Raw genomic sequence first — 21386 nt, 5'->3', positions numbered from 1 at the left:
CATCGTCGCCCCTTCGTCACGCGTCCACGCGTAAGACTTGCACGTGGTCGGTCAGCAAACCACGAGTATTGACGCGCGTCAATTTCTCCTGGTCCGATCAACGTGCCAGGCTGGAGAGAACCCACACCGAAAGGGGTGAGACCACATGGCGAGCAGTGCGGACGTCGCGGCCCGCGCCGGCGTGTCCCGTTCCACGGTCAGCCAGATCATGAACGGCCACGGTCACCGGTTCAAGCCCGAAATGGTGGAGCATGTCCGTCAGGTTGCCCAAGAACTGGGCTACCGCCCGTCGGTCGCCGGACGCACGCTCGCCCGCGGAACCAGCGACATCGTCATCACGCTGATCCCCAACATCACTTTCGGCCCCCGGCTGCGAGAGCTCATAGACCGCATCACCGCCGAGCTCGCACAGGCCGGCAAAACGAACCTGCTCCGCCTGGCCTCCTCCGACGACACCCTGGAAGACGCCATCCTCGGACTCCGGCCCGTCGGGGTATGGAGCGTCGCCCCGCTCTCCCCGGAACAGCGCGCGCGCCTCGCCACGAACAACGTCCCGGTGATCGAGCAGTCCCGAGAGCTGCAGGTCGCCATCGATGCCGAGATCGGTGCTCTCCAAGCGGCGCATCTCGCCGAGACGGGCTATACCGGCGTCGCCGTCGCCATGCCGGTCGACCAGCGGGAACAGCCTTTCGCGACCGCACGGGAGAGGGGCGTGGTCGAGTGGTGCGCGAAGAACGGCGTCGATGCCCTGCCCACTCTGCATCTGAACATGGAACGAGGGACGGCCTCTGAGACGGCGTTCCTCCCGCCTCACGGCGGCAGGACGGGATTCGCCGCCTACAACGACGAAGCGGCGCTCGCCGTGCTGGGCGCCGCACGGCGAGCGGGAAAACGCGTCCCCGAGGACATCGGCGTGATCGGGGTCGACAACTCCACGGTCGCCCACGTTTCGGAACCCTCCCTCACGACGATCGACATCGACGTCGAGTACAGCGCGCACGAGATCGTCAAGGCCCTGCTCCTGGGCCCCCAGTCGATGCCCGAGCAGCCTTTGGACATCGTGAAGAAGCAGATCACGGTCGTCCCGGGCGAGAGCACCTCGCGGATGCGGAACCAAGGTGAAAGCCTGTTCAGATCATGAGACCGAGTGGCTGAAGACCGTGGTCGGGTGGGCGCGGTGGCAGCGGTGTGGTTGGCCCAGCCGATCATGCGGGCCAAGCCGATGGCGAGGTTGCGGAAGGTCGCCATCGCTCGGGGTGCGGTCCCGGTGCGGATCTTTGAGGCGATCTCGCGGTAGGTGACGTCCCGGACGTGGTGCAGGGCCGCGGCGAGCAGGTGAACGGCGGTGCCGTCTTCGGTGCGGCTGCCGCGCAGGATCCTGCCGTCGACCGCGATGGCGGCCAGGGGCGGGGCGCCGGGTTGTTCGGCGGCCAGTCGGGCGAGGTATCCGCCCGCCGCCTTGTCCAGGGTGTCGCCGTCCAGGCGGGCCAGCAGCGGGCTTAGTGTGCTGGCCCCGGGCAGGTCGGCGCCTTGGCGTAGTCCGAGGACTGCGAGCAGGGTGGAGTCGCAGCCCGATGAATCTCCTGTCCCCGACGGGCGAGGGCGCTCCGCCGGGCATCGCGAGCAGGCACAATGCCGGCAGCGGGCCCAGCCGGTAACGGCGGCCCTGGCGACCCGGGGTCGGCGGGTCGACGGGTCGGCACGAGGCTCCACCTTAGTATTGACGCGCGTCAATTCGCATGGTTCCATGAGGTCCGCACATCGCGATCTGAATCGATCATTGCATTTTCTAGACGCCAATGGACCTGCCATGAAGCACGACCCGTCCGCCATTACCGACTCCTCGGCGACCGACACAGCGCACGATCTCCCGCCCGAAGATCCGGTTGAATGCGCCATTATCGCCGATACGGCAGGAGCCCTCGAATCACCGGGCATCCCCCGAGTGGGCACGTGGTTCACCACCGTCTATACGCTCACCTATTTCGGCTTCTACCTCGTGCTCTTCATGCCATCCTTGTTCAGTTTGGCTTACAAGGTGCAACTGATGGACCCCACGACGAAAGAGGCTAATCTCGGCCTCATCGTCGGTATCGGTGCATTCGTGAGTCTGGTCGTCGGACCGGTCTTCGGCGTGATCAGCGATGCGACTCGCTCACGGTGGGGACGCCGCCGTCCGTACCTCGTCGTCGGCCTATGCTTCGCACTCCTCAGTGCTTTGATCATCGCAGTGGCGCCGAACTTCTGGGTCGTCCTCGTCGGCTGGCTCGTCGCGCAGTTCGCCGGCAGCGCGATCAGCGCGGCGCTCAACCCCACGCTCGCCGAGCGGGTGCCGAGCTCCCAACGCGGAAAGCTCGGCGCGCTCACCGGGGTCGCCGCGTCCATCGCCGGTGTCCTGGCAACACTCGCCGGCAGCTTCCTGACGGGTGACCTGCTCCTGCTCTTCCTCGCACCCGTGGCCGTCTTCGCCCTGGTGGTGGTCCTCTGGCTCATCACCGTGCCGGATGCGCCGGCTCCCGCCGAAGCGCGAGTTGGATCGGTACTCGACATCTTCCGCAGCCTCGCGTTCAATCCCCTGAAGGCGAAGGACTTCGCGTGGGTCTGGCTGGGCAAGTTCTGCCTGCAGTTCGGGTACGCGTTCTTCGGGACCTACCAGCTCTACTTCCTCCTCGATCGTCTGGGCTACACGGCCGAGAGCGCAGGACGGCAGCTCGCACTCGTCGGCGGCGTGAGCCTGCTCGCCACGATGCTGTTCACGATCGGAGGCGGATACCTCTCCGACCGCCTGCGACGCCGCAAGCCGTTCATCTACACGGCGGCATCCATGATCGCCGTGGGCTCGGTCATCGCCGCGTTCGCCCCCGGCTTCCTCACCTACGCCATCGGCGGCACCGTGCTCGCGGCAGGCGTCGGCGCGTTCAACTCCGTCGACCTCGCCCTGGCAGCGGACGTCCTCCCCACGAAAGACGAGAACGGCAAGTGGATGTCGATCTACTACCTCTCCGGCAACCTGGCCGGCGCGCTCGGTCCGATCATCGCACCGATGATCCTTGCCATCGGCGGTGCAGGACAGAACTACACGCTGCTCTTCACCTTCGGCGGGATCCTGAGCCTCGGAGCCGTCATCACAGCCATGCTCGTGCGTGGATCCCGATAGGACGTGCGCAGTGTCCGAAACTGCCTGACGACACGACACCGCACGCGGCGGCTTTTTCCTGAACACCACTCACAACCGGCCTGGTCCGGCCTCGCGAGCAGACAATGGCAAGGAGTTCCATGACGACCCCCGTCACAAGCACGACCGAGCACGACCGCGCATCCCTCAAATGGCAGGCATCTTTTGTCAGCGGCACGAGCGCCGCTGCCGATGGGGATCCAGCCGTCTATTTTCGACGAGAATTCAACGTCGAAGACCTCCCTCTTCGCGCACGGTTGACGGTGACGGGACTCGGAATCGTGGTCCCCTACATCAACGGATCCCGTGTCGGAGACGAGGTTCTCGCGCCCGGGTGGACGTCGTACCGGCACCGGCTCGCGGTCAGCACCCACGACGTGACCGCTCTGATCTCCCCGGGCGCCAACGCCTTCGGCGCCATCGTCGGCGAAGGCTGGGCGGTCGGCGCACTGACCTGGGACAACAACCGCCATAACTACGCGGATCGTCCGGCTCTGTTCGCACAGCTGGAGCTCGAATACCCCGACCGGACCGAGATCGTCGCGACCGACGAGCGGTTCCGGATCGGCACGGGCGGGGTCCGGGCGAACGGAATCTACGCCGGTGAGACCTACGACGCCCGGCTCGAGCCGAGCGGCTGGACCCGAGCCGGGTTCGACGACGGCGATTGGGCGGCGGCCCGGCGTTTCGACTGGCCCCTTTCGAGCCTCACCGAGACGGCCGCGCCCCCGATCCGGCGCGTCGAAGAGCTCGCTCCGACCCTGCTGCGCAGAACCGACGCGGGGACGACGATCGTCGATTTCGGCCAGAACATCTCCGGCTGGGTGCGGATCAGCGTGGCCGGTGAGGCGGGCACCACGGTGACCCTTCGGCATGCCGAGGTGCTCACCCCCTCCGGCGAGCTCGAGCGGGAGACGAACCGCACGGCGGAAGCGACCGACCGGTACACGCTCCGCGGAGACGGCGTCGAGGTGTGGGAACCGCAGTTCACCTTCCACGGCTTCCGCTACGTCGAGATCGAAGGCTGGCCCGGAGACCCGACGGCAGAGGCCCTTCGTGCCGTCGTCGTGCACAGCGACATGACACGCACCGGCTGGTTCGAGACATCCGACCCGCTGATCAACCGGCTCCATGAGAACACGTTGTGGTCGATGCGGGGCAACTTCGTCGGCCTGCCCACCGACTGCCCTCAGCGCGACGAGCGCATGGGCTGGACGGGCGATCTGAACGCGTTCTCGACGACCGCGACCTTCCTGTACGACGTGCGGGGCGTGCTGGGCTCCTGGCTGCAGGACCTCGCAGCCGAGCAGCGGGAGACGGGCGACGTCCCCTGGACCGTGCCGGACGTGCAGTCCACCCCCTCCTCACCCACGGCGCTCTGGAGTGACGTCGCCGTCAGCCTGCCCTGGGAGCTCTACCAGGAGTACGGCGACACGGCCATCCTGCGCGGCAGCTACGAGTCGATGACCGCTTTCGTGCGGCAGGTGGAGGGCCTGCTCGACGAGGACGGGCTGTGGAGCTCGGGTTTCCAGTTCGGCGACTGGCTGGACCCTGACGCGCCCGCCGACAACGCGGCCGGGGGAAAGACCGATCGTTTCCTCGTCGCCTCCGCGTACTTCGTCAAGACCACGCGCGAGATGGCTCTGACCTCCGCGATCCTCGGCATAGACCAGGACGAAGAACACTTTCGGGCCCTGCACGAGCGGGTCCGCAACGCGTTCCGGCGCGAGTACGTCACCGACTCCGGTCGCGTCGTGAACGAGACCGCGACGGCCTACGCCCTGGCCATCATGTTCGGCATCCTCGAAGAGCCCCAGCGGCAGAAGGCCGGCGACCGCCTCGCGGAGATCGTGAAGAAGGAGGACTACCGCATCTCCACCGGTTTCGCGGGAACCCCGCTGGTGACCGAGGCACTCAGCAGCACCGGCCATCTCAAAGAGGCATATCGGCTGCTGATGGAGAAAGAGTGCCCGTCCTTCCTCTACCCGGTCACGATGGGCGCGACGACGATCTGGGAGCGCTGGGATTCGATCCGTCCCGACGGCACACTGAACTCGACGGGGATGACCTCCCTGAACCATTACGCCTTGGGCGCCGTCGCCGCCTGGCTGCACCGCGTGGTCGGCGGTCTGGTACGCACCTCGCCGGGCTGGAAACGACTCCAGATCGCCCCCCGACCCGGTGGCGGACTCACTTCTGCTCGCACGGTGCACGACACGGTCAGAGGACGCGTGGAAGTAGGTTGGCAGATCGCGAACGGCGAGCTGACCCTCGATGTCACGGTCCCGGCAGGCGCAACCGCGATGGTCGTACTACCGCTTCACTCCGAAGACTCCGCCGAGGAGGTGGAGTCCGGCACACACACATGGCGCTATCCGGTACCGGCAGACTATGGCGAACGCCCCTTGCTCACGATGGACACTCCTTTGGCGAAGGTGGCTGATGAGCCCGAGATCTGGGCAGCCGTACGAGGCGTGCTCACGAAGCACCTCCCCGGATTTCCCATCGAGGCCTCCGGCATCGAAACCAGTGACGCCTCGCTGAATGCCGTCCTCGAGATGCTGCCGAGGAACATCCCGGCCCTGGAAGAAGACCTGCGGGCGGTGTTGGAAAGATGAGCGATCCTGACTCGCTAACGACGTGCCGTCCCGCATTGTGAGGTTCCCCCCGCAGCACGGCCGCCCCAAGAGCTCCGGGACCGGGCCGTGCGCCTGGTGCTGGAGTCGGACCGGCCGATCGCACAGATCGCCAAGGACCTGGGGATCCACCGCGAGGCACTGCGGTTGTGGGTCCGCCAGGCCGAGGCCGATACAGGACGGCGGCCTGAGCAGCCGACCTGCGCGGAGCGCGAGGAGATCAAGCGGTTGCGCAAGGAGAACACCGAGCTCAAGCGGGCTAATGAGATCCTCAAGGCCGCTTCGGTGTTTTTCGCCACGGAGCTCGGCCAGCCCCGGACGAGGTAGTCGCGGTGGTCGACCACTTCCGCGGCGGCTTCGGGGTCGAGCCTGTCTGCAGGGTCTTGGACCTGTGCCCGGGCACCTACTACGGCCGCAAACGCCGGCCTCCTTCGGTGGCCTGCCCCGGGTGTGGTGGAGGCAGACCAGAGCCTCCATCAGGCCCGGAGCGCTTAGTTAAAGGTGGGGCCCATCTGAGTCCCGAAGTCGTTGGCGGTTGTCCGCTTCCAACGCATCGCCAGGCCGCCCGGGGACGAAGTGGGTTCACTCGTAGTGTTGACCGGGCTCAGAATTCGTATGGACTCCGGTCGGTCGGTTCGTCGGTAGCAGAACGCAGATCGGCCAGGTAATCGCTCACCATGTTGATCATTTCGGGAGGCACCTCGGCCGGCATCTGCTGGAGACGCTCGAACAGGAGCTCAATATCCAGGATGCCCGACTTAATCAAGGACAAGACGTAGACCGCGTCTTTCTCCCGGCCGGCGACAGCCTTGGCCGCTGCGAGATCATGCGGATCCGGAGCGAAGGCGACAACCTCGTCAGGAAGTCCCTCGAACCGAACGAGCCTGTCTCTCCAACCAGCGGGAAGCTTGGCCGTCTCCAAGCCGACGCCTTGAGCATAGACGTCGTGCTCCTCGTGATAGCGCGAGTACTCGCCCAGCGCGCCATCGACGATATCCGCCTTCTCCTCATCCCCGTCGAGGAAGGTCACGTCCACCTCGATCGACGCCGTGACCTCCGCAGGCAACTCCTCCTCCGGCACCGCTGCGAGGATGGCCTGACTGCCGACCACCAGGATTTCACCACCGAGCCTGCTACCGATCAACGTGAGGAGATCGTCCAGTTCACTGCGCTTCACGCCTCGACACTAGCCTCCATCGACTCGGCCGATCAGCCGTTCGCGCGAGCCCAGTGCCTCCGGAACTCCTCAAGAAGACGCTCGCGATGCTCCTGCTCGAGCACCCCGGCGAACGGGGCGTTCTGCCGCAGTTCAACCGCCTCGGGATCACGCGACAGAAGCACCTCGATCACTGCATCGACTCCGGCATCGAGAATGATCATCCATCGAACGAGCCAGGGATTGCGACCCCAGCCCTGCCTATCCCGCATACGCTGAAGGTTGCGACGAGCGATGGCCAACACACGATCAGGATCGGATTCCAGAGCCGAGACGACAGCGCGGTTCAACCACAGCGACCGCTCAGCCTCCCTGGGCAGCCGCCTCCTCGCGGCATTCACGAAGCGTTCGACAGCCTCACGATCCGCATCCACCAGCAGCCCATCCGACATAGCCGAAGCATACCCACGGGCACTACCACCCAACATCACCAAGATGCGCGACAGGCTACGTCCAGCGACGTTGAGGCCGACAGCACGACGGGACAGCCGTCGGCCCTGATCCGACACGGAGCACCACCAGGGCGGACACCCTGACACGCAAAGCCGGGCCACATATCCGGGGATATCGGACAGGACCCGGCCGGGAGAACAAGACCCTTACCGGATCCCCTGACTTTTGATCTAACACGGCACTAGGCTCGCAGCACCGACGGACCCACCGGATCCGTAAAAGCCCAGGCCAGGACTACAACCCCAGGTCCCGACTTATGATCAGCTTCATGATCTCGTTGGAGCCGGCCCAGATCTTGGTGACTCGGGCGTCGGCCCAGGCTCGGGCGGTGCGGTATTCGGTCATGTAGCCGTAGCCGCCGTGGAGCTGGACGCAGGTGTCGATGACCTGGTTCTGGATTTCGGAGGACCAGAGTTTGGCCTTGGAGACGTCGACGGTGGTGGCCTCGCCCAGGACGTGGGCCTGGGTGCACTGGTCCACGTAGGCCTGGGCCACGTCGAGGGCGGTGGCGAGGTCGGCGAGCTGGAAGGCGTTGTGCTGGAAGGAGCCGACGGGGCGGCCGAAGGCCTTGCGCTCCTTCACGTAGGCCAGGGTCTCGGTGAAGATCTGGGTGGCGTGGGCCAGGTTGGTGACGGCGGTGCCGAGGCGTTCCTGCGGGAGGAGCTTCATCATGTTGACGAAGCCCATGCCCTCTTCGCCGATCATGTTGTCGGCGGGGACGCGGACGTCGCTGAAGAAGAGCTCGGCGGTGTCGGACTCGTGCTGGCCGATCTTGTCGAGTTTGCGGCCGCGTTCGAAGCCGGGGGTGCCGGTCTCGACGGCGAAGAGGGAGATGCCCTTGGCGCCCTTGGCCGGGTCGGTGCGGGCGGCGACGATGACGAGGTCGGCGGAGTAGCCGTTGGTGATGAAGGTCTTGCTGCCGTTGATGACCCATTCGTCGCCGTCGCGGACGGCGGTGGTCTTCAAAGCGCCCAGGTCGGAGCCGCCGCCGGGTTCGGTCATGGCGATGGCGGTCCACAGCTCGCCGGTGCAGAACTTCGGCAGCCAGCGCCTCTTCTGCTCCTCGGTGGTGAGCTTCACCAGGTAGGGGGCGCAGATGTCGGCGTGGATGCTCATGCAGGAGGCGAAGGCCAGGGCGACCTTGGAGAACTCCTCGTTGACCACGACGTTGAAGCGGAAGTCGTGGGCACCGGAGCCGCCGTACTCCTCGGGGACCTCGAGGCCGAGCAGGCCGAGCTTGCCGGCCTCCAGCCAGACCTCGCGGTCGATGGAGCGCTGCTCCATGAAGCGCTCGTGGTTCGGGACGAGCACGCGCTCGACGAAGCCGCGCACGGTCTCCCGGAAAGCCTCATGGTCCTCGTTGAACAGCGTCCGCCGCACATCGTCCTCCAGTCCACTGGGCGCCCGCTCATTAAGCGCACGCTTAATGTACCGGACGCCTCCCGGTTCACCGTCCGCCGGGAGCGGTGAACGGCCGGGTCAGGCGCCGCGGCGGCGGAGGTTCAGATAGGCGGCCGCACCGCCGAAGACCAGCAGGAAGAGGCCGCCGGCGATGAGGGAGAACCCCTGGACGCCCAGCCCGCCGGAGGGCTCGTCGGCGGCGGCGGGCACCGGGGTGCCGCCCTCCTCGGTGTTGACGTGGAGCCGGGGCTGGTCGGGGCCGCCGGGGACCTTCGGCAGCTTCGTGGCGTCGGCCGGGCCGGAGGTGGGAGAGGCCGCCGCCGGGGAGGCGCCGGGCTTCTGGCCGTCTTCCTCCGGCCGGCCGTCGTTCACCGGGTCCGCCGCGGGCTGGTCCTGAGGCTGGTCCTGGGCGGGCCGGTCGTCCTGATGCGGCTGCTCCGCGGGCGGCTGCTCGACCGGGGGCGGGGGTGCGGCCGGGGGCGGGGGCGGAGGCGCCTGGCCGGGGCAGGTGCCGGCCAGGTCGAAGTAGCGCACCAGCGGCAGGACGAGCAGCGAACCGTCCACGACGGCGGTGGCGCCGGTGAGGTTCGCCCCCCTCTCGGACGCCACGTAGGCGTCGCGGCCGCCCGCGCCGACCGTCTGGGCGCCGCCGATGTCGAAGGTGGCGGTCACCGACCGGAACTCCACGTTCTGCGGGGCCTCGGCGAGGCTGAAGTGCCAGCCGTCCTTGTCCGCGGGCACGGGGCATGTGCCGCCCGCCTTGCTCGCGGCGCCGACCGGGGTGTCCTGCCGCAGCCGGAGGGTCTTGTCCGCACGGGCCGAGGCGGAGACCGCCCCGGGGGCGGCGAGGACCGCCGCGACGGCCAGGAGCACCGCTCCTGCGCTGTTCAGACGTCTCATGCGGAACGCGCCTCCCTGGGGAACGAAACGAGCGTGAGGATTGTGCCACATAGCGTGAAAGCGGAGCTAGAGGTGATATCCAGGCGAGATAACGACCCTGACCTGCTTCCCGTAAGGTATCCGTCGGAAGAGAGACAGATCACACTAAGTTCAGATGAGGAGCGCCGCCTTGGACGGAGTCACCCTGGGTTCGGTGGGCGCGGCGATCCTCGGGACGAGCGTCTACTACATGGCCTTCCTCTTCTTCCGGCAGGCCGCGGCGCGCATGCCGTCGCTGCGCGGCAGCCGCCCGTTCCACACCGTGTGGCACATGCTCACCGACGGGATCTGGTTCACCGGCGGCGTCCTGCTGTTCATCGGCCTGGCCTACGAGGTGATCGCCTTCTCGGCGCTGCCGCTGGGCGTCGCGCAGGCGGCCTTCTCGGTGAGCCTCGTCCTGCTGCTGGTCTACGCGACGCTCTTCCTCGGCGAGCGGCTCGGCCCGCGGGAGTGGGCCAGCGTCGCGCTGTTCGGGCTGGCGACGGTGCTGCTGGGATTGTCCGGCGCCGACACCGACAGCGCCGACCTGTCCCCCCGCTCCCCCTCGCCGTGGGAGCTGGCCCTGGTGACCGTCCCGCCGCTGCTGGTCGCGGGCCTGGTCTGGCTGGTCGGCGACCGCAGCCGGGGCGGGCGGCACGCGCGGCCCCTGGCGGGCGTCGCCTACGGCATCGGGGCGGGTGTCTGCTCGGGCGTCGCCGAGACGGGAATCCGCGGCATCGCGGCGGTGTGGGCGTCCGAGGGCACCGTCATGGCGCTGGTCGCCTCCCCCTACCCGTACCTGACGCTGGGCATGGCCGGCATCGCGCTCGCCCAGCTGCAGATCGCCCTGCAGCGCTGCCGGATCGTCATCGTGGCCACCCTCATCACGGTCACCGGGCGGATGATGCTGGTGTTGTGCAGCCCGGTGCTCTTCGACGAGCCCTGGCCGGACGGCCTCGTCCCGACGGCCCTGCGCACCGGCGGGTTCCTGCTCGCCCTGATGGCGATCGTGTTGTTCCCCCGCCACGAGATGCCGCGGCCCAGCGTCGCGCCCCGGTACGGGTCGCGCCGCCGGGAGGCGGCCGTCCCGCAGCGGCGGTGACCGGGCTCAGCCGTCCAGCAGCACCGCGACCCGCCCCCGCAGCAGGGCCAGGATCAGCGGGATCCGCTCCCGCTGGTCCCCCCCGCGCAGGCGGGTGCCGCGGAACAGGTCGAGGGCGAGCTGGACGAGGTCGGCGAACAGGCCGGACGGCAGTTCGTCCAGGCCCGGCAGCTGGACGGCGATCTCCTGGATGTCGCGGCGGTAGGCCTCCAGCAGGGTGCCGAGCCGGACGGCCAGGGCGGGGTCGGTGCGGGCCGCTCCCATCAGGTCGAGGAAGACCGCGCTGACGCGGTTCGAGCTCAGCTCCGCCAGCAGGCGCAGGGCGGTCTCGAGCGGTTCCTCGTCCCGGGGCGCGGCGTCCAGCAGTGCCTGCATGGCCGCGAGCTGGCGGCAGGCGACCTCCTCGGCCACCGCGATGTAGAAGTCCTCCAGGGTGCCGAAGTGGTGGAACAGCGCCGCCGGGGCCACCCCCGCCCGCGCGCTGACGGCCTGCGGCGTGCAGCGCGCCGGCCCCAGTTCCAGCAGGGACTCGATGCCCGCGTCGAGCAGCCGGGGCACCGTCTCCCTCCCGCGCCTGCGCGGGTTCCACCCCACGGGGACGGACCTCACTCGCTCTTCCTCAGGGTGACCACGGCGGACACCCTAAACATCCTGCCCGTTTCAGGGCAATCGCCCGGTTATTTTCCGACAGCCTCAAACCCCTGGCCGAGCACCATCCCCAGACCGGCGGCCCCCAGCCCCGCAGCCGTGCTCACCAGCACGTACGCCGACGCGCGGGCCCGCGCGCCCCCTTCGACCAGCCGTACGGCCTCGTAACCGAAAGTCGAGTACGTCGTCAGCGCCCCGCAGAACCCCGCCCCCGCCAGTGCCGCCGTCCCGCCCCCCACCGAGGCCCCCGCGAGCAGGCCCAGCACCCACGAGCCCGCGACGTTCACCGTGAGCGTCCCCCACGGGAACCCCGTTCCGAGCCTTCGCTGCACCGCCCGGTCCACCAGGTACCGCAGCGGCGCCCCCACCGCCGCGCCCAGCATCACCAGCAGGACGGTCACGACGCGGTACCCGTGCGGCGCAGCGGAATCCGGGCCGCGGCGGCGCCCAGCCGGACGGCCGGGAGCGCCGCCAGCGGCGTGGCCGAAAGGACGAGCACCGTGGTGAGCGGGGAGTCCGCCCGGTGGACGTCCATGGCGTAGGTGGAGAAGGTGGTGAACCCGCCCAGGAAGCCCACGCCCAGGAAGGGCCGGGTCAGGGCGGGCAGGGAGGGGACGGCCGCGATCGCGGCCATCAGGGCGCCGATGAGGAGGCAGCCGGTCACGTTGATGAGGAACGTGGCGAGGGCGAACCCGCCCAAAGGCGTGGGCAGCAGGACGGTCAGGCCGTGGCGGGCCGCCGCGCCCAGCGCCCCGCCCAGGGCGATGGCGCCGAGGAGCGGTCCGGGCGCGCGCTCCAGTTCGCGGCGCTGGGCGGGGAACCCGAGGTCGACGTCGGGATCGCGGGGCTGGTCGGCGGCCATGGCCCCGGGAGTCTAACGAACCGCGGCGGGCTCGAAGTCCTCGCGGAAGGTGAAGGCCTCGGGAGTGGGCCCCTGGGCGCGGAGCAGCTCCAGGCGGGCCTTGCCCTCCTCGACGGTGGGGACGTGCCCGTCGGGGACCCACCACAACACGATCGTGGGGGCCTCGGAGTGCCCGAACCACTCGCGCCTGCGGCGGAGGAACTCCAGGTGGCCGCTGCGGTAGGTGAAGTCGAAGAGCGCCTGCCGGGACTCCCAGACGCTCATGGTGACGATGACCTGGTGGTCGTCGTAGGGATGGAAGGTGCCGTCACCCGCCTCGTCCACGAGCCGCCAGACGAATCCGGGCGACTCGTCGGCGAGTGCGTTGACGCGGTCCAGGTTGGCGACGAAATCGCGGTTGGCGGCGTCGGCGAGGGGCGCCGCGAGCCGGGCGATGTTGTATTGGGCGAGCTGCATGGCACCAATATGTCAAATCTCGTTGGTTTTAGAAACCGCCACACAGCATCTTCCCGGAGCCGGGTCCATGCGCGCCCTCCAGCCCGTCCCCTCGACGACACCCTCCACCAGGGCGAGGTTCATCGAGCACACCAGCACCGGGTGCTCCTCGGCCAGCAGGTGGAACGGGCAGTTGCGCATGCGCAGGACGCCTTCCTCCTCATACGGCTCGTAGCCGCGCTCCCGCAGCACCTCCTCCGGGCCGCCCGAGCACGCGCGGCCGCGGGCGCGGGCCGCCTCCTCCGCCCTCTCGTCCAGCCCCGCCCGCTCGACGGCCTCGGCCAGCAGCGACGCGGCCGTCCGGTAGTCGCGGGGCGGGACGCTCACCGCGAACTCACCCGAGGCCCGCCGGTAGTACTTGGCGGGGCGGCCCGCGCCGGGCCCGCCGCGCCCCCCGGGCCGGCGGAAGACCGCATCCAGCAGGCCCGCCTCGACGAGCTTGTCCAGGTGGAAGGCGGCCAGGGTGCGCTGGACGCCCGCCGCCTCTGCCGCCTCGTTCCGCCCCACGTCATGCCCGCGGGACACCACGTACTCGTACAGCCCGCGCCGGACGGGATCGTTCAGCAGCGCGATCGCCTCGATGCTCACCCCGCCATACTAGAAGCGCCGCAAAACCCGGAAGTTTCAAGATCAATTTATAGGTTCCCTACAAGAGGCTACCCGTCAGCTTGGTTCATGATCTGTAGCGGGAATCGCGCTACCCCCTGGCAGACTGAGGATCCGGTGAACCGGTCTCGACCCCCGAGGCGAAATCGGTTTGTGAGAACTAGACGGGAGAACACCATGCGTGAAGCAGTCGTCACCGGCCTGGGCGCGACCACCCCCCTGGGCGGCGACCTGCCCGGCACCTGGGAGGCGCTGCTCGCGGGGCGGTCCGGGGTCACCCTGATCGAGGACGAGTGGGCGGGCGAGCTGCCCTCCCGGATCGCGGGCCGGCTCAAGGTCGAGCCGACCGAGGTGCTCAGCAGGGTCGAGGCCCGCCGCCTGGACCGGGTGGAGCAGATGGCGCTGGTCGCCGGACGCGAGGCCTGGGAGTCCGCGGGACGGCCCGAGGTCGACCCGACGCGCCTGGCCGTGGTCATCGGCACCGGCATCGGCGGCGCCACCACCCTGCTGGGCCAGAGCCAGGTCATCAACGAGAGCGGGCCCCGGCGGGTCTCCCCCAACACCATCCCGATGCTCATGCCCAACGGCCCGTCCGCCTACGTGAGCATGGACATCGGCGCCAAGGGCGGTGCCCGGACCCCGGTCAGCGCCTGCGCGGCCGGCGCCGAGGCCGTCGCGATGGCCGCCGACCTGATCCGGCTGGGCCGCGCCGACGTCGTCGTCACCGGCGGAGCCGAGGCCTGCGTGCACCAGCTCACCATGGCGGCCTTCGCCCAGATGCGCGCCCTGTCCACCCGCAACGACTCGCCCGAGACCGCCTCCCGCCCCTTCGACGTCACCCGCGACGGGTTCGTCATGGGCGAGGGCGCGGCCGTCATGGTCCTGGAGAGCGCCGAGTTCGCCGCCGCGCGCGGCGCGACGGTCCACGGCCGGATCGCCGGGTCGGGCATCACCTCCAGCGCCGACCACATCACCGCCTCGCACCCCGAGGGCCAGTCCAGGGCGATCCGCGCCGCGCTGGAGGACGCGGGCCTGTCCCCGCTGGACATCGACCACGTGCACGCGCACGCCACCTCCACGCCGCAGGGCGACGTCGCCGAGGCCGAGGCCATCGCCGCCGCGCTGGGCTCGCACCCGGTGGTCACCGCCACCAAGTCGATGACCGGGCACCTCATCGGCGCCAGCGGCGCGCTGGGCGCGATGAGCGCGCTGCTGTCGGTGCGCGACGGGATCATCCCCGGCGTGCTCAACCTCGAGGAGCTCGACCCCGAGATCAAGGTCGAGATCGCCAGGGGCGGCGCTCGGCGCATGCCGGTCCGCGCGGCGGTCGCCAACAGCTTCGGCTTCGGCGGCCACAACGTCTCCCTGGTCATCACTCCCTGACCGGGTTCAGCCGACCGCGGTGAAGCGGAAAAAGCGGGGTGGTCCGGACGGGCCGCCCCGCGCCGGTCGTTCAGCGGGCGCGCGGGCGTTCCCAGCCCGGCGGCAGCCCGGCGGGCACCCGCCACCGCGGGTCGGGCCGGAAGTCGCACCAGGTGCCGTCGAAGGGGAACTCCCCCTTCTCGATCTTCTCGGCCACCCGCAGGCCCTCGGCCCGCACCGCGTGCTCGTCGGAGACCCAGTAGTCGTCGGGGAAGGCGAGCCGCTCGGCCAGCTCGTGCTCGTCCTTCCAGGACCAGCTGCGGTCCCGGTCGACCCAGATGTCGAGGTCCTGGTCGCAGATGTCGATCCCGGCGGCGGTCTCGTCCCGCCACGGGACCCCGGGCTCCTCCAGGTTGACGTACCAGCCGAAGAACTCCTCGGCCGGGTACCAGAAGAAGAGCACCGAGTGCGCCGCCCCCGCCGGCATGAACATGAAGATGTTCGGCCCCCGCCAGCGCGTCTCGGTGAGCGTGCGCTCCACCTTCACCCACTCGGCGAACGGCATGTCCCGCAGCCCGCGCCCGTCGGCGGTCAGCGTCAGGGACATCGCGGTGTCCCGCGGGATCCACAACCGCAGGCCCCGCTCGTCGTGGTCGACCACCCGGACGGCCCGGACGTAGACGAGCCGGTCCCCGGTGAACTGGCGGTGCAGGATGACCTGCCCGGGGGCGAACCGAAGGGTCTCCAGGTCGTGCTGCGTCGTCATGACACTGATTGAATCAGCTCCGTGGGACTTCTCGTCTGCGAGGCTGGGGAAAGGTCGTACCTGTGACGAACGAAGAGAGCGACGCCGAACTCGAGGAGTTCGCGACGAGGATGTTCGACCTGGCCAGGACCGGGGAGACCGAGCGGCTGCGCGCCTACGTGGAGGCGGGCGTGCCGCCGAACCTGACGAACGGCACGGGCGACACCCTGCTGATGCTCGCCGCCTACCACGGGCACGCGGCGACCGTCCGGATGCTGCTGGAGCTGGGCGCCGATCCCGAGCGGGCCAACGACCGGGGGCAGCGTCCGCTGGCCGGGGCGGTCTTCAAGAAGGAACCCGAGGTCGTGCGCGCCCTGCTGGACGGCGGGGCGTCCCCCGACGCCGGGCAGCCCTCCGCCCGTGACACCGCCCGCATGTTCGGCAACACCGAGTTCCTCTCCTGGTTCGACGCCTGACCCTGGCGCCGGTACCGGTGAAGGCGTGGCAAGCTGGACACATGGCTGATCAAGAGCATGACGAACAGACCGGCGTGTCCGAGGAGAAGGCCTCGGAGGAGACACCGGAAGAGACCCCGGAGGAGGCGGCCAAGCGCAGGTTCCGGGAGGCGCTGGAGCGCAAGCAGAACGCGCGCCACGCCGGTACCGGAGGCGGCCCGGGCGGCTCCAAGATCCACGGAACGCAGAACCAGGGCGGGGGCAAGCGCACCTTCCGCCGCAAGGCGGGCGGCTGACACCCGGCACGCCACGGGGACGGGTGGGGGCCGGAGCCCTCACCCGTTCGCGGGCTCCTTCGCGCCCCGGCGCAGCCACCACAGGCCCAGGACGGGCAGGATCAGCGGGATGTACCCGTACCCGGCCCCGAACTGCGACCAGACGGTGGGCTCGGGGAAGGATCCGGGGTCGAGCACGCTGTACAGGCCGATGCCCAGGACGCCGGCGAGCTCGACGCCGACGGCCGCCAGCGCGATCCGGCGGCGCGAGGTCCACAGCGCGAAGGTGGCCAGCAGGTAGATCAGCGCGGCGACCGCGGACAGCAGGTAGGCCACGGGCGCGTGGTCGAAGCCGGTGGCCAGCTGGACGCCCGAACGGGCGCCCGCCGACAGGGTGAAGACCGCGTAGACCGCGACGAGGGCGCGTCCCGGCCCGCTGGACAGCTCAGACACCGGTGCCGCTCCACAGGTCCTGCATGCGCAGGATGACCACCGGCACGGTCAGGCAGGCCACGCCCGCCGCCACCGAGCCCCACTTGCTGCGCTCCCCCGCGCCCAGGAACGCGCCGACGGGCAGCACCACCAGCGAGCCCGCCAGGTAGCCGACGAAGGTGCCCTTGCCCTCCGGGCCGTGCCCGCCCGTCAGCAGGACGGCAGCCGTGATCACCTGGACCAGCAGCCCGACCTCCAGCACCGCCATGGCCAGCAGGTGCACGGCCTGGATCGGCTTGTCCCGGGCCGAGAGCACCAGGAACCACACCGCGGCCGCCAGCGACAGCGCGATCATGGTCCCCGCGAGCCAGCCGACCATCGGCTCCCCCCACTTCTCTCGTTCCGGCGGACTTACCGTACAACCGCCGCGGGAGGCGACCGAACCGCCCCGGGCACGACCCGTCAGACGAAGGCGGGCAGGGAGCGGGCGGCGGGCAGCGCCTCGGCCTCGGTGTAGGCCGCGGCCATGCGCTCGACCGCCTCGCGCATGGTGTCGGGCCGCAGGACGTAGGGCAGCCGGACGGCGTCCTCCAGCACGCCGTCGGCGCCGAAGACCGGACCGGGGACGATCCGGACGCCGTGCCGCAGCGCCACCTCGCAGAACGCCGAGGCCACCGGGGCCGGCAGTCTCGCCCACACCGTCATGCCGCCCACCGGCACGGTGAAGCGCCAGGCGGGCAGCCTGGCCTCCAGCGCCGCGACCAGGGCGTCACGAGAGGCCGTCAGCCCGGCCTTCCGCTCCGCCCGCACCTCCTCCAGCCGCCGGAACAGCTCCGCGGTGATCAGCTGTTCCAGGACCGGGGAGGAGATGTCCAGGGGCTCGCGGGCGGAGGCGAGCCTGCGGGCGAGCGGGACGGTGGTGCGGATCCAGCCGATCCGCAGGCCGCCCCAGAAGAGCTTGGACGCCGAGCCGACCGTGATCACCCGGCCTCCGGTGTCGTGGGCGGCGACGGGCACGCCGGCGTCGGCGTCGAGGCCGAGCTCGGCGAAGGCCTCGTCGATGACGAGCTGGCCCTGGGCGGCGCGGGCCGCCTCCACCAGCGCCGCCCGGTCCGGCTGGGACATCAGGTGGCCGGTGGGGTTCTGGAAGTCGGGGATGAAGTAGCCCAGCCGGACGGCGGCCTGCCGCATCCCGGCGGCGATCAGGTCGAGGTCCCAGCCGTCGGCGACGCCCACCGGGACGAGCCGCGCGCCGCGGGAGCGCAGCGCGCTGAGCACGTGCGGGTAGGTGGGGCGCTCCAGCATCACCGCGTCGCCCCGGTCGACCAGGGTGCGGACCAGCAGGTCGCAGGCCTGCTGCGCGCCGGTGGTGATGACGATCTCCTCGGGCCGGGTGGGCACGCCGCGCGCGGTGTAGCGCTCGGCGATGGCGGCGCGCAGTACGGGCAGCCCGGCGGGCTGGTAGCCGGCTCCGCAGGAGTAGCGGGGCAGCTCCCGCACCGCGGCGTCGACCGCCTCGGCGAAGACCCCGGGCGCGCCGGGCGCGGCGCAGCCCAGGTCGATGGTGTCGGAATGCGACCCCACGGGGGTCGCGGTGAAGGCGGTGGCCGGGGAATGGTGCGCCATCGCGACCGGCGGCAGCGTCGTCCAGCTGCCCGAGCCCTGCCGGCTGGAGACGTAGCCGTCCTCGCGCAGGGCGTCATAGGCGGAGGTGACGGTGGTGCGGCTGACCGACAGCGCGACGGCCAGGTCGCGTTCGGCGGGCAGCCGGACGCCCAGGGGCAGCCGCCCGTCCTGGATCAGCGCCCGGACTCCCGCGGCGAGCACCGCGTAGAAGGGCCGTTCCGCCGGGAGCTCGCCCAGCAGCCTGGCCAGTTGCAGTCCACTGACATACCTCACATCACCCATACAGGCCACTTTGCCTGATTGGCTCTTCACAGACAAGTCAATGGCCCTGCTTAATGGAAATGGCCCGGAAATCCCCCACCACTCAGGAGCCATCATGGTCTACGCGCTGATCTTCTTCGTGCTTCTCGCGGTGCTCGGACCGCTCTTCGGCGCCGACTCCCGGGACGGCCGCGACTGGACCTCCCGCCGCGGCCACGGCGCGCGTCGTCACGTTCGGGGCGACAAGCACTCCCCGGAGCCGGAAGAATGCAGCCATGAGCTTGAGTCTGCCGAGCATTCACCGGCGTATCGCGGACGAGTTGGATGTGCGGGAGCGGCAGGTTGAGGTGGCGGTCGAGCTGCTCGACGGCGGCTCGACCGTTCCCTTCATCGCCCGCTACCGCAAGGAGGCCACGGGGGCCCTCGACGACACCCAGCTGCGCACGCTCGAGGAGCGCCTGGGCTACCTGCGCGAGCTGGAGGAGCGCCGCACGGCCGTACTGGAGTCCGTCCGCTCCCAGGGCAAGCTGACCGAGGAGCTCGAGGCGCAGCTCCGCACGGCCGACTCCAAGGCCCGCCTGGAGGACCTCTACCTCCCCTACAAGCCCAAGCGCCGCACCAAGGCCCAGATCGCCCGCGAGGCCGGCCTCGAGCCGCTCGCCCTCACCCTGCTGGAAGACCCGTCCCACAACCCGGACGACCTGGCCGCCGGGTTCGTCAACGAGCAGGTCCCCGACGCCGCCGCCGCGCTGGAGGGCGCCCGGTTCATCCTGATGGAGAGGTTCTCCGAGGACGGCGAGCTCATCGGCGAGCTGCGCGAGCGCATGTGGAACGGCGGGCGGCTGGTCTCCCGCGTCGTGGAGGGCAAGGAGGAGGCCGGGGCCAAGTTCTCCGACTACTTCGACTTCGCCGAGCCGTTCACCGACCTCCCCTCCCACCGCGCCCTGGCGTTGTTCCGCGGCGAGAAGGAGAAGGTCCTCGAGCTCGTCCTGGAGCCCGAGGAGCCGGTGGAGGGCCCGAGCTCCTTCGAGCGGAGCATCGCCCTGCGCTTCGGCATCGCCGACCGGGGCCGCCCCGCCGACCGGTGGCTGCTGGACACCGTCCGGCGGGCCTGGCGCGTGCGCATCCAGGTGCACGTGGGAGGCGACGTGCGCACCCGGCTGTGGGAGGCCGCCGAGGAGGAGGCCGTGCGGGTCTTCGCCGCCAACCTCCGCGACCTGCTGCTGGCCGCGCCCGCCGGGACCCGCACCACCATGGGCCTGGACCCGGGCCTGCGCACCGGGGTGAAGGTCGCGGTGGTCGACGCCACCGGCAAGGTCGTGGCGACCGACACGATCTACCCGCACGAGCCGCGCCGCCAGTGGGACGCCTCGCTGGCGAAGCTGGCCGAGCTGGTCAAGGCGCACGGCGTGGAGCTGGTGGCGATCGGCAACGGCACCGCCTCCCGCGAGACCGACCGGCTCGCGGGCGAGCTGGCCAAGCTGGTCCCCGGCGTCACCAAGATCATGGTCTCGGAGGCGGGCGCCTCGGTGTACTCCGCCTCGGCCTACGCCGCCCAGGAGCTGCCGGACCTGGACGTCTCGCTGCGCGGCGCGGTCTCCATCGCACGCCGGCTGCAGGACCCCCTGGCCGAGCTGGTGAAGATCGACCCCAAGTCCATCGGCGTCGGCCAGTACCAGCACGACCTGGCCGAGACCAAGCTCTCCCGCTCCCTCAAGGCCGTCGTCGAGGACTGCGTGAACGCCGTCGGCGTGGACGTCAACACCGCCTCGGTGCCGCTGCTGACCCGGGTCTCGGGCGTCAGCACCGGCCTGGCCGAGAGCATCGTGGCCCACCGCGACGCCAACGGCCCGTTCCGCAGCCGCCGGTCGCTGAAGGACGTGCCGCGCCTGGGTCCCAAGGCCTTCGAGCAGTGCGCGGGCTTCCTGCGCATCCCCGGCGGCGAGGACCCGCTGGACTCCTCGGCCGTGCACCCCGAGGCCTATCCGGTGGTGCGCCGCATCCTGGAGGCCACCGGCACCGGCCTCAAGGAGCTGATCGGCAGCAGCTCCCTGCGCACGCTGCGGCCGCAGGACTTCGTCGACGACACCTTCGGGCTGCCCACGGTCACCGACATCCTGGCCGAGCTGGAGAAGCCCGGACGCGACCCGCGCCCCGCCTTCAAGACCGCCGCCTTCAAGGACGGCGTCGAGAAGCTCACCGACCTCGAGCCCGGCATGCTGCTGGAGGGCGTGGTCACCAACGTCGCGGCGTTCGGCGCGTTCATCGACGTCGGCGTGCACCAGGACGGCCTCGCCCACGTCAGCCAGCTGTCGAACACCTTCGTCAGCGACCCGCGCGAGGTCGTCAAGCCCGGCGACGTGGTGCGCGTGAAGGTGCTGGAGGTCGATCTGCAGCGCAAGCGCATCTCCCTCACCCTGCGCCTGGACGAGGAGTCGCCGCGCGGCCGGCGCGGCGAGGGCCGCGGCGGGGACGAGCGGCGCGGCCGGCCCCAGAACGGCCAGGGCGGCCAGAACGCCCAGGGCGGTCAGGGCGGCAGGAACAGCCAGAACGGCCAGGGCGGCAGGAACGGCCAAGGAGCCCAGGGCGGCAGGAACGGCCAGGGCGGTCGCAGCGGCGGCAGGGGCAAGGGCGGCGCCGGGCGGCGCGAGGAGCCCTCGGGCGCTCTGGCCGACGCGCTGCGCCGGGCGGGCCTGGCCTAGGACGCGTGTCGGGACG

21 protein-coding genes and 1 pseudogene are annotated in these 21386 nt (G+C 70.2%); 9 read left to right on the top strand and 13 right to left on the bottom strand.

What is annotated here, in order from left to right; all coding sequences use genetic code 11:
- Nucleotides 1-145: 145 nt before the first annotated feature.
- The 4 genes and pseudogenes from C2865_RS22185 to C2865_RS22165 form a co-directional block, all read left to right on the top strand.
- A complete protein-coding gene (locus C2865_RS22185) occupies nucleotides 146-1141 on the top strand; it encodes a LacI family DNA-binding transcriptional regulator (RefSeq protein WP_106400460.1) in 996 nt (331 codons plus the stop codon).
- A 669-nt stretch (nucleotides 1142-1810) separates the two neighbouring features.
- Nucleotides 1811-3157, top strand: a complete 1347-nt coding sequence (locus tag C2865_RS22175; protein WP_106400459.1) for an MFS transporter — start codon at nucleotides 1811-1813, stop codon at nucleotides 3155-3157.
- A 119-nt stretch (nucleotides 3158-3276) separates the two neighbouring features.
- Nucleotides 3277-5793 carry a glycoside hydrolase family 78 protein gene (locus C2865_RS22170; RefSeq protein WP_106400458.1) on the top strand — a complete coding sequence of 839 codons (2517 nt, stop codon included), beginning with the start codon at nucleotides 3277-3279 and terminating at the stop codon, nucleotides 5791-5793.
- 75 nt (nucleotides 5794-5868) lie between these two features.
- Nucleotides 5869-6138, top strand: a pseudogene (locus C2865_RS22165) (transposase); the annotation flags it as partial.
- A gap of 277 nt (nucleotides 6139-6415) precedes the next feature.
- Here C2865_RS22165 and C2865_RS22160 read toward each other — a convergent pair.
- The 4 genes from C2865_RS22160 to C2865_RS22145 form a co-directional block, all read right to left on the bottom strand.
- Nucleotides 6416-6988 (bottom strand): DUF6036 family nucleotidyltransferase, encoded by a 573-nt coding sequence (locus C2865_RS22160; RefSeq protein ID WP_106400456.1) that lies wholly within the window; start codon nucleotides 6986-6988, stop codon nucleotides 6416-6418.
- A 32-nt stretch (nucleotides 6989-7020) separates the two neighbouring features.
- Nucleotides 7021-7419, bottom strand: coding sequence for a hypothetical protein (locus tag C2865_RS22155; RefSeq protein ID WP_106400455.1), 399 nt, complete (start codon nucleotides 7417-7419; stop codon nucleotides 7021-7023).
- 295 nt (nucleotides 7420-7714) lie between these two features.
- Nucleotides 7715-8860 carry an acyl-CoA dehydrogenase family protein gene (locus C2865_RS22150; RefSeq protein WP_106400454.1) on the bottom strand — a complete coding sequence of 382 codons (1146 nt, stop codon included), beginning with the start codon at nucleotides 8858-8860 and terminating at the stop codon, nucleotides 7715-7717.
- Between the two features lie 99 nt (nucleotides 8861-8959).
- Entirely contained in the window at nucleotides 8960-9781 is an 822-nt protein-coding gene (locus C2865_RS22145) for a hypothetical protein (protein ID WP_157963867.1), read from the bottom strand.
- 169 nt (nucleotides 9782-9950) lie between these two features.
- Between C2865_RS22145 and C2865_RS22140 the strand changes: the two genes are divergently transcribed.
- A complete protein-coding gene (locus C2865_RS22140; protein ID WP_106400452.1) occupies nucleotides 9951-10901 on the top strand; it encodes a hypothetical protein in 951 nt (316 codons plus the stop codon).
- A gap of 6 nt (nucleotides 10902-10907) precedes the next feature.
- On the opposite strand, the gene C2865_RS22135 is transcribed toward C2865_RS22140, so the two are convergent.
- The 5 genes from C2865_RS22135 to C2865_RS22115 all read right to left on the bottom strand — a co-directional run bounded on the left by C2865_RS22135 (nucleotide 10908) and on the right by C2865_RS22115 (nucleotide 13494).
- Nucleotides 10908-11510 carry a TetR/AcrR family transcriptional regulator gene (locus C2865_RS22135; protein WP_106400451.1) on the bottom strand — a complete coding sequence of 201 codons (603 nt, stop codon included), beginning with the start codon at nucleotides 11508-11510 and terminating at the stop codon, nucleotides 10908-10910.
- A 68-nt stretch (nucleotides 11511-11578) separates the two neighbouring features.
- On the bottom strand, nucleotides 11579-11950 hold the full coding sequence (locus tag C2865_RS22130) for a fluoride efflux transporter FluC (protein WP_106400450.1): 372 nt from the start codon (nucleotides 11948-11950) through the stop codon (nucleotides 11579-11581).
- Entirely contained in the window at nucleotides 11947-12411 is a 465-nt protein-coding gene (locus tag C2865_RS22125; protein ID WP_106400449.1) for a fluoride efflux transporter FluC, read from the bottom strand. Before C2865_RS22125 ends, C2865_RS22130 begins: the two co-directional genes overlap by 4 nt.
- A gap of 12 nt (nucleotides 12412-12423) precedes the next feature.
- Complete coding sequence (locus C2865_RS22120) at nucleotides 12424-12867, bottom strand: DUF3291 domain-containing protein (protein WP_106400448.1); 444 nt, start codon at nucleotides 12865-12867, stop codon at nucleotides 12424-12426.
- Between the two features lie 12 nt (nucleotides 12868-12879).
- The gene (locus C2865_RS22115; RefSeq protein ID WP_106400447.1) at nucleotides 12880-13494 is read right to left on the bottom strand and encodes a helix-turn-helix transcriptional regulator; all 615 of its coding nucleotides are present in this window, start codon (nucleotides 13492-13494) and stop codon (nucleotides 12880-12882) included.
- Nucleotides 13495-13689: 195 nt separating this feature from the next.
- On the opposite strand from C2865_RS22115, the gene C2865_RS22110 reads away from it, so the two are divergent.
- Nucleotides 13690-14895 (top strand): beta-ketoacyl-[acyl-carrier-protein] synthase family protein, encoded by a 1206-nt coding sequence (locus C2865_RS22110; RefSeq protein WP_106400446.1) that lies wholly within the window; start codon nucleotides 13690-13692, stop codon nucleotides 14893-14895.
- A gap of 70 nt (nucleotides 14896-14965) precedes the next feature.
- On the opposite strand, the gene C2865_RS22105 is transcribed toward C2865_RS22110, so the two are convergent.
- Nucleotides 14966-15640, bottom strand: a complete 675-nt coding sequence (locus C2865_RS22105) for a DUF402 domain-containing protein (RefSeq protein ID WP_106400445.1) — start codon at nucleotides 15638-15640, stop codon at nucleotides 14966-14968.
- Between the two features lie 110 nt (nucleotides 15641-15750).
- Between C2865_RS22105 and C2865_RS22100 the strand changes: the two genes are divergently transcribed.
- Both C2865_RS22100 and C2865_RS22095 read left to right on the top strand, forming a co-directional pair.
- A complete protein-coding gene (locus C2865_RS22100; protein WP_106400694.1) occupies nucleotides 15751-16095 on the top strand; it encodes an ankyrin repeat domain-containing protein in 345 nt (114 codons plus the stop codon).
- Between the two features lie 41 nt (nucleotides 16096-16136).
- Nucleotides 16137-16370, top strand: coding sequence for a DUF5302 domain-containing protein (locus C2865_RS22095; RefSeq protein WP_157963866.1), 234 nt, complete (start codon nucleotides 16137-16139; stop codon nucleotides 16368-16370).
- A 39-nt stretch (nucleotides 16371-16409) separates the two neighbouring features.
- On the opposite strand, the gene C2865_RS22090 is transcribed toward C2865_RS22095, so the two are convergent.
- From C2865_RS22090 to yczR, 3 genes are all read right to left on the bottom strand, one after another.
- Nucleotides 16410-16802, bottom strand: a complete 393-nt coding sequence (locus C2865_RS22090; RefSeq protein WP_106400443.1) for a hypothetical protein — start codon at nucleotides 16800-16802, stop codon at nucleotides 16410-16412.
- Nucleotides 16795-17160, bottom strand: coding sequence for a hypothetical protein (locus C2865_RS22085; protein ID WP_106400442.1), 366 nt, complete (start codon nucleotides 17158-17160; stop codon nucleotides 16795-16797). Before C2865_RS22085 ends, C2865_RS22090 begins: the two co-directional genes overlap by 8 nt.
- Before the next feature lie 83 nt (nucleotides 17161-17243).
- Nucleotides 17244-18689 carry a MocR-like transcription factor YczR gene (gene yczR, locus C2865_RS22080; protein ID WP_106400441.1) on the bottom strand — a complete coding sequence of 482 codons (1446 nt, stop codon included), beginning with the start codon at nucleotides 18687-18689 and terminating at the stop codon, nucleotides 17244-17246.
- Between the two features lie 254 nt (nucleotides 18690-18943).
- On the opposite strand from yczR, the gene C2865_RS22075 reads away from it, so the two are divergent.
- The gene (locus tag C2865_RS22075; protein ID WP_106400440.1) at nucleotides 18944-21370 is read left to right on the top strand and encodes a Tex family protein; all 2427 of its coding nucleotides are present in this window, start codon (nucleotides 18944-18946) and stop codon (nucleotides 21368-21370) included.
- Nucleotides 21371-21386: the final 16 nt, after the last annotated feature.

Origin of the sequence: Actinocorallia populi, from assembly GCF_002995495.1 — a bacterium.
Classification (GTDB): domain Bacteria; phylum Actinomycetota; class Actinomycetes; order Streptosporangiales; family Streptosporangiaceae; genus Actinocorallia; species Actinocorallia populi.
The sequence above is the reverse complement of the archived record's forward strand: the minus strand, read 5'-3'. Positions and strand labels throughout refer to the sequence as shown.